Source organism: Pseudoduganella namucuonensis, assembly GCF_900116645.1.
Lineage (GTDB): Bacteria > Pseudomonadota > Gammaproteobacteria > Burkholderiales > Burkholderiaceae_D > Rugamonas > Rugamonas namucuonensis.
The window spans coordinates 16,556-29,469 of the sequence record NZ_FPBO01000048.1; the positions used below are offsets into that span (position 1 = coordinate 16,556).

Here is a 12,914-nt window from a genome sequence, read left to right on the forward strand (position 1 = left end):
CCCCTAGGCCTTCGCGGTCTTCGCCAGATCGAACGGCAGCGTGCGCAAGCGCTTGCCGGTGAGCTTGAAAATGGCGTTCGCGTACGCGGGCGCCAGCGGCGGCAGGCCGGGTTCGCCCATGCCGCTCGGCTTCTCGACGGACGGCACGATGTGCACCTCCACCGCCGGCATGTCCGGCATGCGCGCCACCGTGTAGTCGCCGAAGTTCCGCTGCTCCACCACGCCGTCCTTCAGCGTGATGGCCGCGCCGGGCAGCGTCGTGCCCAGCGCCATCAGCGCGGCGCCCTGCACCTGCGCCTCGATGGTCAGGGGATTGACCGCTGTGTTGCAATGCACCGCCGCCGTCACCGTGTGCAGCCTGGGCGCGCCGTTCTTCACGGACGCCGTCACCACGTAGGCGACCACGGTGCTGAACGACTCGTGCATCGCCACGCCCCAGGCGTGCCCTTTCGGCAGCGCCTTCTTGCCGTAGCCGGACTTGGCCACGGCCAGGTCCAGCGCGGCCAGCTCACGCGTGTGCTTGGGATCGATCAGCTTGCGGCGGTAGGCCACCGGGTCCATGCGCGCGGCATGCGCCGCCTCGTCGATCAGCGTCTCCATCACGAAGGCGGTGTGGGTGGAGCCCACCGAGCGCCACCACAGCACGGGCACGTTCTGCTTCGTGTTGTGGACGGAAAGGTTCAGCGGCACGTCGTAGGGCGCGCCCATGCCTTCGACCATGGTCGAGTCCACGCCGTCCTTCATCATCATCGACTCGAACGGCGTGCCGGTGAGGATGGACTGGCCGACGATGGTGTGGTTCCAGGCAACGATGTCGCCCTTGGCGTCCAGCCCCAGCTCCGCGCGGTGCACATGCGAGGGACGGTAGTAGCCGCCCTTGATGTCGTCCTCGCGGCTCCAGATCACCTTCAGCGGGCCGGATTTGCCGGCCGCCTTGTAGGCCAGCGCCACGTTGGCCGCCTCCACCAGGTAGTCCGCCGTCGGCACGGCGCGGCGGCCGAAGCCGCCGCCGGCCGTCTGCGTGTGCAGCGTCACCTGTTCCGGCTTGAAGCCGGTGGCGCGGGCCAGGGCCATCACGTCCAGCGTCTGGAATTGCGAACCCGCCCAGACGGTGCAGCCGTCCGCCTTCAGGTCGATCACGCAGTTCAGCGGCTCCATGGGCGCGTGCGCCAGGTAGGGGAATTCGTAGACGGCGGTGATCCTCTTCGCCGCGCCCGCCAGTTTGGAGGTGTCGGCCTTCTTCGCCGGCGTGCCGGGCTTTTGCGCCAGCGCCCTGTACTCCGCCATCTGTTTGGCGGTATCGACCTTCTCGACGCCACTGGCGTCCCAATCCAGCGCCAGCGCCTCGCGACCCTGCTTGGCGGGCCAGTAGCCGTCCGCGATCACCACCACGCCGCGGCCGCCGCCGTCGGTCGCCACTTCCAGCACGTCGATCACGCCTGGGATGGCCTTGGCCTTGGCCTTGGCCGCGTCCACTTTGGCGATCTTCGCGCCGAACACCGGAGGCCTCGCCACCACCGCCACCTTGGTCCCGGCGGGCTTGAAGTCCATGCCGAATTGCTGCGTGCCGTTGGACTTGGCGCGCGCATCCAGGCGCCTGGTCGGCTTGCCGATGATGGTGAAATCCTTGGCGTCCTTGAGCGCGACGGTGGCCGGCACCGGCTGTTTCATCGCCGCGTCGGCGAAGGAGCCGTAGGTGGCCTTCTGGCCGGCGGGGCCGAGCAGCATGCCCTTCGAGGTCTTGACCTGGTCCGCGCCCACCTTCCACTCGGCGGCGGCCGCCGCGATCAGCATCGCGCGCGCCTTGGCGCCGATTTCGCGGTACTGGATGTAGGAGTGCTTCATCGTGATGGAGCCGCCGGTCATCTGGATGCCGAAGTTCGGGTCCTTGTACTGGTCGCCGGCCGGCGCCAGCTCGCCGCGCATCTGCGACCAGTCCGCGTCCAGCTCCTCGGCGATCAGCATCGGCAGCGCGGTCTGCACGCCCTGGCCGAACTCCAGCCGGTTCACCTGCACGGTGACGGTGTTGTCCGGCGCGATGCGCATGAAGGCGTTGGGTTCGAACACCGGCTTGGCCGGCTGCTGCGCGTGCGCGAAGCGGTTGCCGCCGACGACGACGAAGCCCAGCACCAGGCCGCCGCCTGCCACCGCGCCGGCCTTCATGAAGGAACGCCGCGACATGCCCGGCTTCGCGTCCTGATTGATCCATTCGATACGCATGATGTCCCCTTAGGCGATGGTTTTGGCCGCGTCCTTGATGGCGGCGCGGATGCGTTGATAGGTGCCGCAGCGGCAGATGTTGCCGCTCATGGCGCCATCGATATCGGCGTCGGTCGGTTTCTTGTTGGTGCGCAGCAGCGCGGTGGCGCTCATCACCTGGCCGCTCTGGCAATAGCCGCATTGCGGCACGTCGTGCTTGACCCACGCGTCCTGCACCGCCTTGCCCACCTTGTCCGTTTCCATCGCCTCGATGGTGGTGATCTTCTGGCCCACGGCCGCCGAGATCGGCGTGACGCAGGAGCGGATCGCCGCCCCGCCCAGGTGCACCGTGCAGGCTCCGCACAGCGCCGCGCCGCAGCCGAACTTGGTGCCCGTCATGTTGAGGTTGTCGCGCAAGGCCCACAGGATGGGCGTGGACGGATCGGCATCGACCTGCATGTCGCGTCCATTGATGTTCAAGGTGATCATTGTTTTTTTCTCCCTGGTTTTGGTGGCACTGCGGGCGAGGCGAGGCAAGGCCCGGCGAGGCCGGGCCGGTGGCCATCCGCCTCCGCTTACTGCTTGACGGCGGCGAGCTTGGTTTCCAGCGTCTTGATGTCGATGGCGCCCGGGATGCGGCTGCCGTCGGCGAAGAAGATGTTGGGCGTGCCGTTGATCTTGAGCTTCTGGCCCAGCGCCAGCACCTTGTCGTTCGGCGTGACGCAGGCGGCGGGCGCCGCGGGGGCCGGCTTGGCGGAGATCATCCAGTCGTCCCATGCCTTGTTGCGGTCCGGCGCGCACCAGACGTTCTTGGACTTGGTGAACGAATCCGGCGACAGGATGTTGTACATGAAGGTGTAGATGGTGACGTTGTCCACTTCCTTCAGCGCCTGCTGGCGGAAGCGCTTGCAGTAGCCGCAGTTCGGGTCCTCGAACACCGCCATCACGCGCTTGCCGTTGCCCTTCACGGTCTTCAGCGCCATTTCCAGCGGCAGGTCGGAGAAGTTGATCTTGTTCAGCTCGTCGATGCGTTCCTGGGTCAGGTCCTGGGAGGTCTTCAGGTTGAACACATGGCCCACGAACAGGTAGCTGCCGGTCTTGTCGGTGTAGCGGATTTCATCGCCGATGCGCACCTCGTACAGGCCGGCGTAGGGGGTCTCTTTGACGGAGTCCACCTTCACGTTGTCGCCCAGGCGGGGCTCGATGGCTTTCTTGATACTGGCCTCGGTGGAGTTCTGGGCGCCGACACAGGCGGTCATCATGACGGACGCGAACAATAATGCGGTCTTGCTGTATTTCATAGGTGGAGGCTCCGGTTACTGCTTTCCAAGTGCGTGGGAAATCAGCCGGCGCTTCAAGCCCGGCAATTTGTCCAGCAAGTTTAATCCCAAATTGCGCGCCATGCGCACAGGCTCAAAGTCCGTTCCAAACAGGCGTTCCAGGCCATCGGTCGCCAACTGCATCAACAACACATCTTCCTTGCGCGCGCGGGCGTAGCGGCCCAGCACGCGCTCGTCGCCCATGCCGCGGTGCGGCTCGCGCTCGTTCACCGCGCGCACCAGCTCCGCCACATCGGCGAAGCCCAGGTTCATGCCGTGGCCGGCCAGCGGATGCACCACGTGCGCCGCGTCGCCCACCAGCGCCACGCGCCGCGCCACCATCGAATGGGGCCGCATCAAGCGCAGCGGGATGGCGCGCACCGTTTCCGGCAGCACCGGCGTGAGCTTGCCCAGCTTCTCCTGCGCGTACACGGCCAGCCGGTCCGCCAGCTCCCGCCCGGACTTGGCCAGCAGCGACTCGGCCAGCATGTCCGGTGCCGACCACACCAGCGACACCATCTCGCCCGGCAGCGGCAGCAGCGCGACCACGCCCTCCTCGCCCGTGAACCATTGATGCGCCGCGCCATGGTGCGGCAGTTCGCAATGGAAGTTGGCGACGATGGCGCGCTGGCCGTAGGCGCGGTAATCGAGGCCGATGTCGCACTGGCCGCGCACCCACGAATCGGCGCCGTCCGCGCCCACGATCAGCTGCGACTGGATGCGCGAGCCGTCCTCCAGCTGGATTTCCGCCTGCTCGGCGCCGCACGCCAGCGCGGCCGCGCGGCCGGTGACGGTGGTGACATTGCTGGCGAAGCGCAGCGCCGCGTCCAGCGCCTGGTTCAGGTTGCGGTCCTCGACGATCCAGGCCAGCGTGCCGGTGTGGGCGCCGAAGGCGTCGAAACCGAGGCCGCCCGCATGCGCGCCGTCGCCATGCACCTGCATCGCGTCCACCGGCGCCACGCGCGCGGCGTCCAGCGCGCCCCAGACCTTCAGGGACGACAGCAGCTTGTTCGCGGTGTGGTTGAGCGCATAGACGCGCACGTCCCAGCTGGCGTCGGCCTGCGGCTGGGCGGAAGGTGGAGGGGATGGAGGGCACAGCAACGTGACGCTCTGCCCGGCCTGGGCGAATCCGAGCGCCGCCGTCTTGGCCACCGCGCCATTGCCGACGATGCAGATGTCGGATTCGACGGCGCGCTGCCTGGAGGGGGAGGATGGACTAATCATCCGGCCATTATAGCGGCGGCGCCGCGCCCCGTGAGCCTGCGCCGCGGCAGGGGGCCGGGCGGCGGCATCCACCCGCCATTACTTTCACGTAAATAGTGATGAATTACCAATAAAACATCGCGCCATCCGGCTTTGGCGCGACGCGCCGGCGCGCGTCCCGGCGGATCGCCGCCGCCCGCCCGCGGGCCGCCAGTTCATAGCGGAGAGCGGCGTTTTGGCGCGATTCGGGCGGCGATTCGCACCGGATTTTTCCCACTCCCCGGCCGGTGCCGCCCCCTCCTTTCGCACCGCCGCGCATGGCGGATGGGCCTTGTAAGATAGTTCCTACACCGAAGTCTTTTTCCACCATATAATTTCACGTTGGAAACATTGTCGGAGCTATCCCAAAGCGGGGTCGGCGCGCCGTCGCGGCCACACCGGCAAACGAAAACGTTTTCACCACCACAGCGCCAAGCAAGTTAGCCGTTCACTACTAAAAGGACCTTAACAACCATGGTACACATCGCACAAAAATCCGTCCTCGCCACCGCACTCGCCGCATGCATGGCGTTCGCCAGCTGCTCCGCCGCCGCCGCGGAAGCCTTCTCGGCCCCGTTGCAGGCCAAGGTCGAGAAGTACAAGAAAAAGCTGGTTGAGTGGGCCGCCGACCCGGCCATCGTGGCCGCCGTCAAGGAAGCCAACAGCAAGTCCAATCCGACCGGCATGACCAACAGCAAATGGGTCGAAGTCGAGGAAAAGAGCCCGGCCGCGACCGCCTTCAGCACCAGCAAGGCCGGCGCCCTGGTGAAGAAATGGGAAGAGGACCAGAACATCAACAAGCTGGTGGTGCGCGATGAAAAAGGCAACCTGGTCGCGGCCAGCACCAAGCCGCTGCTGTTCAACAATGCCGTGCGTCCCGTGTACATCCAGGCGATCAAGGGCGAGACTTGGGCCGCCACCGCCATCGCCCCCGACCCGACCACCCAGATCAAGAGCGTGCAAGCTTCGGCCCCCGTGTTCGATGGCAAAAAGGTGATCGGCGTGATCCACGCCGGCATCACCAGCGAATAAGCGGTTTCCGCGCCCCGCGGCCGCGCGCCGTTCCCGTACACTCATCAGGAGAAACTCTTGAAATTCCTTGAAAACATGAAGGTCGGTCCGCGGCTGGCGGTCGGCTTTGGCATCGTGCTGGTGCTCATGCTGGCGTTGACCGGCGTGGCGATCAGCCGCATGGCCTTCATCCGCGCCAGTCTCGACCAGATCGTCGAACAGGACGCGGCCAAACTGCGCCTGGTCAATTCGATGCGCGACCTGGTGCGCTACCAGTCGGTGACCGTGCGCGACGTGGTCATGCAAGAAGATTTCGCTTTCAAGAAGAAGGAACTGCTGCTGGCCAAGCAGTCCAAGGAAACGTATCGCAAGGCCGCCGAGCAGCTGACCGCGCTGTTCGTCGACCCGCAGGGCAAGGCGGCCATGGCCGCCATCGCGGAGCGCGACGCCAAGGTGAGGCTGGCCATCGACCAGGCGGTCGAGCTGTCGCTGAGCGGCGCGCAGCAAGAGGCGGCCGACACCATCCGCGACAAGGTGAGGCCGGCGCAGATCGAGCTGGTCGGCGCGCTGGAGGCCCTGCTGGAGCGGGTCGAGACCGGCTCGCGGGAATCGGCCGCGCGGGCCGGCCAAACCTACGACAGCGCCGTGCTGCTGATGACGATCTTCGGCGGCCTGGCCGTGCTGGTCGGTGTCGCGGCCGCGCTGCTGATCACCCGCAGCCTGTTGACGCAGTTGGGCGGCGAGCCGGTCTACGCCGCGCGGATCGCCGACCGCATCGCCGCCGGCGACCTGGCGGTGCAGGTCGAGCTCAAGCCGCACGACCAGGGCAGCCTGCTGTTCTCGATGCGCGGCATGCGCGACGGCCTGGCCGACCTGGTCGGCCAGGTGCGGCTCAGCACCGAAACCATCGCCACCGCGTCCGGGCAGATCGCCTCCGGCAACCTGGACCTGTCCTCGCGCACCGAGGAGCAGGCCGGCACGCTGGGCGAGACGGCCTCGTCGATGGGCGCGCTGCACTCGACCGTCCAGCAAAACGCCGCCAACGCGCACCGCGCCAACGGGCTGGCGGTCTCCGCCTCCGACGTGGCGAAGAAGGGCGGCGCCGTGGTGGCGCAGGTGGTCAGCACGATGGGCTCGATCAACGATTCGGCCAGGAAGATCGTCGACATCATCGGCGTGATCGACGGCATCGCCTTCCAGACCAACATCCTGGCCTTGAACGCGGCGGTGGAGGCGGCGCGCGCCGGCGAGCAGGGCCGCGGCTTCGCCGTGGTGGCCTCGGAGGTGCGCAACCTGGCGCAGCGCTCGGCGGCGGCGGCCAAGGAAATCAAGACGCTGATCGGCGACTCGGTGGAGAAGGTCGACATCGGCGCCAAGCTGGTGGACCAGGCCGGCGCCACCATGGAGGAGATCGTCGAGAGCGTCAAGCGGGTCACCGACATCATCAGTGAAATCGCGGCCGCCAACGAGGCGCAAACCTCGGGCATCGGCCAGATCAACCAGGCCGTCAGCCAGATGGACGAGGCGACCCAGCAAAACGCGGCCCTGGTGGAAGAGGCCGCCGCCGCGGCCGACAGCCTGCGCGAACAGGCGGACCACCTGACGCAAGTCGTCAACGTGTTCAAGCTGGACGACGCCCACACCGCGGCGGCCTCCGCCCCGCCGCGCGCCTCGGCGTCGGTGCGGACGCTGGCCAGGCCGGCGCGTCCCGCCGCCGGGCCGGCCATCGCCCCGCCGGCGCGCCGGCCGGCCGCCGCGCGCACCGGCACGGACGACGACTGGGAAGAGTTCTAACCCCCTGCCCCACCCAGGCGGCCGGCGCGAGCCGGCCGCCACGTTTTACCCCATCCCCTCCCCGCCACGGCGGCGGTCAATATCCCCCATTCAGATCAGTTTTTAAAAAATTAATACCAGTCCAGCGGCGGCGGTGGTTTTAATTAAAAAAATATTAATACATGTTTCCATTTGCAAATCCCTCGGCGGAGCAAATAATTAATAGCGACATGCAAGTATCCCCGATTAAAAAAATTGATGGATGTCATAGACAAAATTTTTTTATTTATATGAGAGATTCATATATATAATAATTTCCAAGTAGTAACTAGCACGCGGCGTGAATGGCATCTATCTATTCTCCGTTGTCATTCATTGTGATTCGGTTGCAATAAGGAAGACATGAATATCATCGAAATGAAAGTCGCAACGCGACTGGGCCTGGGATTCGCGCTGGTTTCCGCCCTGTTGGCACTGATGACGGCGCTGGGCATCCGCGAGATGGCGGAATTGAAGCAGAGCGTGGACCACATCACCAAGGTCAACGCGGTGGAAGGCCGGCTGGCCGGCGCCATGTATCAAAGCATCACCGAACGCGCGCTGGCCATGCGCAACCTGATCCTGATCGAGGACCCGCGGGACGCGCAGATCGAGGTCAAACGCATCGCCGACCAGCAGAAAAACTACGCGGAGGCCGAGGAAAAGCTGGGTCGCATGTTCGCCGGCCCGTCCGGCGCCAGCGCCGAGGAGCAAGCCCTGCTGGCGCAGGTGCGCGAGCAGGCCGCCCTGGCCGCGCCGCTGACCGCCAAGGCATTGGAACTGATCCAGGCCGGCCAGAAAGCCGAGGCCTACACCGCGCTGCGCTCCGAGTTCCGGCCCGTGCAAAAGAAATGGTGGGACCTGCTGCGCGCACTGATCGAGCTGGAGGACAAGCAAAACGCCGCGGCCACGGACGCGGCCGACGCCACCTACAGCGACGCGCGCGCGCTGATGCTGACGCTGGGCGGCCTGGCCTTGCTGGCCAGCGCCGTCGCCGCCGTGCTGATCACGCGCGGCCTGGTCAGGCAGCTCGGCGGCGAACCGGCCTATGCCGTCAACATCGCCAACCGCATCGCCGCCGGCGACCTGACCGTGGCCATCGCCACCCGCGCCGGCGACCAGGACAGCCTGCTGTTCGCGATGAAGCGGATGCGCGACAGCCTGGCCGCCATCGTCGGCCAGGTGCACGCGGCCACCGACACCATCACCTCGGCCTCCGGGCAGATCGCGCACGGCAACCTCGACCTGTCCACCCGCACCGAGCAGCAAGCCAGCGCGCTCGAGGAGACCGCCTCGTCGATGGAGGAGCTGACCTCCACCGTGAAGCAGACCGCCGGCAGCGCCCGCCAGGCCAACCAGTTGGCGCAGTCGGCCTCCGAGGTGGCGGTCAAGGGCGGCGCCATGGTGAGCCAGGTGGTCGACACCATGGATTCGATCAACACCTCGTCGCGCAAGATCGTCGACATCATCGGCGTGATCGACGGCATCGCCTTCCAGACCAACATCCTGGCCTTGAACGCCGCGGTGGAGGCGGCCCGCGCCGGCGAGCAGGGCCGCGGCTTCGCGGTGGTCGCCTCCGAGGTGCGCACGCTGGCGCAACGCTCGGCCGCCGCCGCCAAGGAAATCAAGGGCTTGATCGACGCGTCGGTCGAGCAGGTCGACGTCGGCGCCAGGCTGGTCGGGCTGGCCGGCGCGACCATGCGGGAAATCGTCGACAGCGTGCACCGCGTGACCGACATCATGGCCAGCATCTCGGCGGCCGCCGACGAGCAGACCGCCGGCATCGAGCAGGTCAACCAGGCCATCGTCCAGATGGACGGCGGCACGCAGCAGAACGCCGCGCTGGTGGAGGAGGCAGCGGCGGCGGCGGCGGCGCTGCAAGACCAGGCCACCCAGCTGGCCGCCGCCGTCAGCGTGTTCCAGCTGCAGGCGGGCGCGCGCGGCCGGGACAACGTGGTGCCGCTGACGGCGCGCCCGGCCCGGGCCGCCCCGCCCAGGCTGGTCCGGCCGGACCGGCGGCGCGCCGCCGCCGGCGGCGACGACTGGGAGACGTTCTAAGCAGAGAGGCGCCGTGGTGTGCCGGAGCGCGCGTCGCGGGCGCCCGGAGGATGCTGTTCCGACTTGTTGCGCCGCCAACCCACCGGGGGGCGGGATTCGCCAGGAGAATGACATGAGCTACCCGAAGAAAAACCCCGCACCGTCCCGCCGCCGCGGCGACGCCCCTTCCAACATCTACTGGCATCCGGCCCAGGCCAAGCAGGAAATCCGCCACGCCTGCTTCGGCGCCCGCCCCGCCACGGTCTGGCTCACCGGCCTGAGCGGCGCGGGCAAATCGACCATCGCCTACGAACTGGAGCAGCTGCTGCTGCGGGAGCGCCACCCCTGCTACGTGCTGGATGGCGACAACCTGCGGCACCACCTGAACCGCGACCTCGGCTTTTCCGCCGCCGACCGCAGCGAGAACATCCGCCGCGCCGCCGAGGTGGCGCACCTGATGAACGAGGCCGGCCTGATCGTCATCACCGCCTTCATCTCGCCGCTGCGCCAGGACCGCGACATCGCGCGCGAGATCGTGCTGCCCGAACGCTTCGTCGAGGTGCACGTCAGCACGGCGCTGGCGCTGTGCGAGGAGCGCGACCCCAAGGGGCTGTACGCGCGCGCGCGCCAGGGCCAGATCCCGGAATTCACCGGCATTTCGGCGCCGTACGAGGCGCCGCTGTCGCCCACCCTCACGCTGGACACCGGCGCCGCCAGCCTGGCGCACAGCACCCGCAGGGTGTACCAGCACCTGGCGCGCCACTTCTTCGTGGAGCAGCCATGAGCGGCGCCGCCGGCCAGCCCCGCGACGGCGGCGCGCATGCGGGCTGAGCGCGCCGCCGCCCCCACGCTGGCCGACCTGGCCTGGACCTTCGTGCGCATCGCCAGCACCAGCTTCGGCGGCTACATGGCGATGATCTCGGTGATCCAGCAGGTGGTGGTGGAGCGCCGCAAGCTGCTGGCCAGCCAGGACGTGCTGGACGGCGTGGCGCTGGCCTCCGCGCTGCCCGGGCCAATCGCGCTGAACGTCGCCGCCTATGTCGGCTACCGCCTGCGCGGCGCGCGCGGCGCCGCCGTCTGCCTGGCGGCGGCCGTGCTGCCGGCCTTCGCGCTGATGGTCGCGTTCAGCGCCGCCTACGCGCGCTGGGGCCAGGCGCCGGAGGTCGGGCGCGTCTTCATGGGACTGCTGCCGGCGGTGGCCGCCGTCATGGTGTCGGCGGCCTGGCAACTGGGCGCCAAGGCGCTGCCCGGCCGGCGCGAGGCGGCGCTGGCGGCCGGCGCCGCCGTCACGCTGCTGTGCACCAACGCCTGGTACGCCACGCTGCTGCTGATCGCGGCCAGCGCCCTGCTGGGGCGCTACTGGCTGCCCGCCGGGCCCGCCGCGGCCGCCGGCGCGACCACCGAACCGGCGCGCGAGGCCGCGCCGGCGGCCGTGAAATTGCCGCTGCTGTTCTGCCCGCCGCAACTGCTGGAAGCCTGCCTGGCGCCGCCGGCCCAGCTGCTGCTGCAGCTGTTCCTCACCTTCGCCGGCATGAGCCTGTTGCTGTTCGGCGGCTCCTACGTGTTCGTGCCGCTGCTGCAGCACGCCGCCGTCGACGCCCACGGCTGGGTCAGCCGGCGCGAGTTCGCCGACGCGGTCGCGCTGGCGCAGCTCATGCCGGGGCCGGCCGTCGTCAGCGTCGCCTTCGTCGGCTACAAGGTGGCCGGCGTGGCCGGCGCCGCGGCCGCCACCGCCGGCATGCTGCTGCCGCCGGCCGTGCTGCTGGTGCTGTGCGCCGGCCTGCTGGAGCGCGTCAAGTCCTCGGCCGCCCTGGGCGCCGCGCTGCGCGGCGTGCGCGCCGGCGTGGTCGGCATGGTCGCGGCGGCGGCGGTGTACATCGGCCGCGCCGCGCCGGCCGGCGCCGCCTCGCTCCTCATTTTCGCGCTGGCCCTGGCCTGCCTGCGGCGCTACCGCAGCGACCCGATCTGGGTGGTGCCGCCCGCCGGCCTGCTCGGTCTGCTCGTGTACTGATTTCGTCGTCCCCCCCACCAACCTAGTAGGAGGCTGCCATGCATCACACTGCACCATCGCCCGCCGCACCGTCTTCCCGCCCACGTCCGGTTCTGATGATACCGCTGCGCCGGTGCGGCAGCCACGCCCTACGATTGCGCCTCAATTTCAATCCCGAGTTCTATTCGCCCTACCCGCTGCACATCGTCGACTTCATGCCGATGGTGCCGCTGTACGGCGACCTGTCCGACGACCGCGCCTATTTCAGCCTGGTGGTCGACGTCATCGGCCTGCAGTCGGCCAGCATGGTCAAGTGGAAGGACATGGTGTTCGACCCGTGCGAGATCTTCCAGGCCATCTGCCACGAGCCGCGCAGCGTGCACCGCATCGTGTGGGAACTGCTGCTGCGCGCCGGCGAACAGCACCAGGCCCGCGTCGTGATGGACAAGTCGCTCGACAGCGTGCACTACGCCGGCGAACTGATGGACCTGTTCCCCGACATGCTGTTCCTGAACGTGGTGCGCGACCCGCGCGCCCAGGTCGCCTCGATGAACCGCGCCATCATCCACGATTTCGACACCGCGCTCAACGCGCGCACCTGGGCCGAGGCGCACCGGGACGGCTGCGCGCTGGCCGAGCGCCATCCGGACCGGGTGCTGACCATCCGCTACGAGGACTTCCTGAACAGCCAGGAGCGCACCCTGCGCCAGGTCTGCGCCTTCTTCGGCATCGCCTACCTGCCCGAAATGCTGGACGTCGGCCGTTCGCAGGAGGCCCAGCAACTCTCCCAGTTGTCGGCGTTGTGGTCGTCGAACGCCTTCGCCCCGGTCAGCGCCAACAAGGACAAGTTCAAGCAGCAGCTGAGCATGGAGGAGATCGAGGTGATCGAGACCGTGACGCGGGAATACATGCAGCGCTACGGCTACGAATTCATGACCGGGGCCAGCGCCGTCATCGACGCCGGCCGTCTGCAGGTGGCCAGGCAGCACTCGGACGAGCAGCGCCAGCAGTCCTGGCGCGAGCTGGAGCAAAACAACCACCGCGACTACACGCTGCGCCGCTTCCGCGCCGAGTTCCTGGGACGCACGCGCCAGCGGCTGGAGGGCGCGATGGCCTGGGGACGGGGGCCGGCGGCGGTTTAGCGGGAAAATCCCGGCCGGGCCTTGCAAAACCGGCGCCGGCCGTCTATAATGGCGCCTCTTGGCCTGGTAGCTCAGTTGGTAGAGCAGAGGATTGAAAATCCTTGTGTCGGTGGTTCGATTCCGCCCCGGGCCACCAAGAATTCTTTAGAGACAACGCCAACC

General features: G+C 68.0%; 10 protein-coding genes and 1 tRNA gene. 7 read left to right on the plus strand and 4 right to left on the minus strand.

Annotated features, from left to right (window positions below; genetic code table 11):
- Window positions 1-3: 3 nt before the first annotated feature.
- The 4 genes from BM436_RS32050 to BM436_RS32065 all read right to left on the minus strand — a co-directional run bounded on the left by BM436_RS32050 (window position 4) and on the right by BM436_RS32065 (window position 4,742).
- The gene (locus tag BM436_RS32050; protein WP_093560507.1) at window positions 4-2,220 is read right to left on the minus strand and encodes a xanthine dehydrogenase family protein molybdopterin-binding subunit; all 2,217 of its coding nucleotides are present in this window, start codon (window positions 2,218-2,220) and stop codon (window positions 4-6) included.
- Window positions 2,221-2,229: 9 nt separating this feature from the next.
- Window positions 2,230-2,688, minus strand: coding sequence for a (2Fe-2S)-binding protein (locus BM436_RS32055; RefSeq protein WP_093560509.1), 459 nt, complete (start codon window positions 2,686-2,688; stop codon window positions 2,230-2,232).
- Between the two features lie 86 nt (window positions 2,689-2,774).
- Complete coding sequence (locus tag BM436_RS32060) at window positions 2,775-3,500, minus strand: DsbC family protein (RefSeq protein WP_093560511.1); 726 nt, start codon at window positions 3,498-3,500, stop codon at window positions 2,775-2,777.
- Between the two features lie 15 nt (window positions 3,501-3,515).
- Entirely contained in the window at window positions 3,516-4,742 is a 1,227-nt protein-coding gene (locus BM436_RS32065; protein ID WP_093560513.1) for an FAD-dependent monooxygenase, read from the minus strand.
- A 492-nt stretch (window positions 4,743-5,234) separates the two neighbouring features.
- On the opposite strand from BM436_RS32065, the gene BM436_RS32070 reads away from it, so the two are divergent.
- The 7 genes from BM436_RS32070 to BM436_RS32100 all read left to right on the plus strand — a co-directional run bounded on the left by BM436_RS32070 (window position 5,235) and on the right by BM436_RS32100 (window position 12,888).
- On the plus strand, window positions 5,235-5,792 hold the full coding sequence (locus tag BM436_RS32070) for a PDC sensor domain-containing protein (protein ID WP_093560515.1): 558 nt from the start codon (window positions 5,235-5,237) through the stop codon (window positions 5,790-5,792).
- 75 nt (window positions 5,793-5,867) lie between these two features.
- On the plus strand, window positions 5,868-7,565 hold the full coding sequence (locus tag BM436_RS38600; RefSeq protein ID WP_093560558.1) for a methyl-accepting chemotaxis protein: 1,698 nt from the start codon (window positions 5,868-5,870) through the stop codon (window positions 7,563-7,565).
- A gap of 381 nt (window positions 7,566-7,946) precedes the next feature.
- Window positions 7,947-9,641, plus strand: coding sequence for a methyl-accepting chemotaxis protein (locus tag BM436_RS32080; protein WP_307666806.1), 1,695 nt, complete (start codon window positions 7,947-7,949; stop codon window positions 9,639-9,641).
- A gap of 112 nt (window positions 9,642-9,753) precedes the next feature.
- A complete protein-coding gene (gene cysC, locus BM436_RS32085) occupies window positions 9,754-10,404 on the plus strand; it encodes an adenylyl-sulfate kinase (protein WP_093560517.1) in 651 nt (216 codons plus the stop codon).
- 36 nt (window positions 10,405-10,440) lie between these two features.
- Window positions 10,441-11,631: a chromate efflux transporter gene (gene chrA, locus BM436_RS32090; protein WP_093560519.1), complete on the plus strand. Its 1,191-nt coding sequence runs from the start codon at window positions 10,441-10,443 to the stop codon at window positions 11,629-11,631.
- A 38-nt stretch (window positions 11,632-11,669) separates the two neighbouring features.
- Window positions 11,670-12,752, plus strand: a complete 1,083-nt coding sequence (locus BM436_RS32095; RefSeq protein WP_093560521.1) for a sulfotransferase family protein — start codon at window positions 11,670-11,672, stop codon at window positions 12,750-12,752.
- A gap of 60 nt (window positions 12,753-12,812) precedes the next feature.
- Window positions 12,813-12,888, plus strand: a tRNA-Phe gene (locus BM436_RS32100).
- Window positions 12,889-12,914 lie beyond the last annotated feature (26 nt).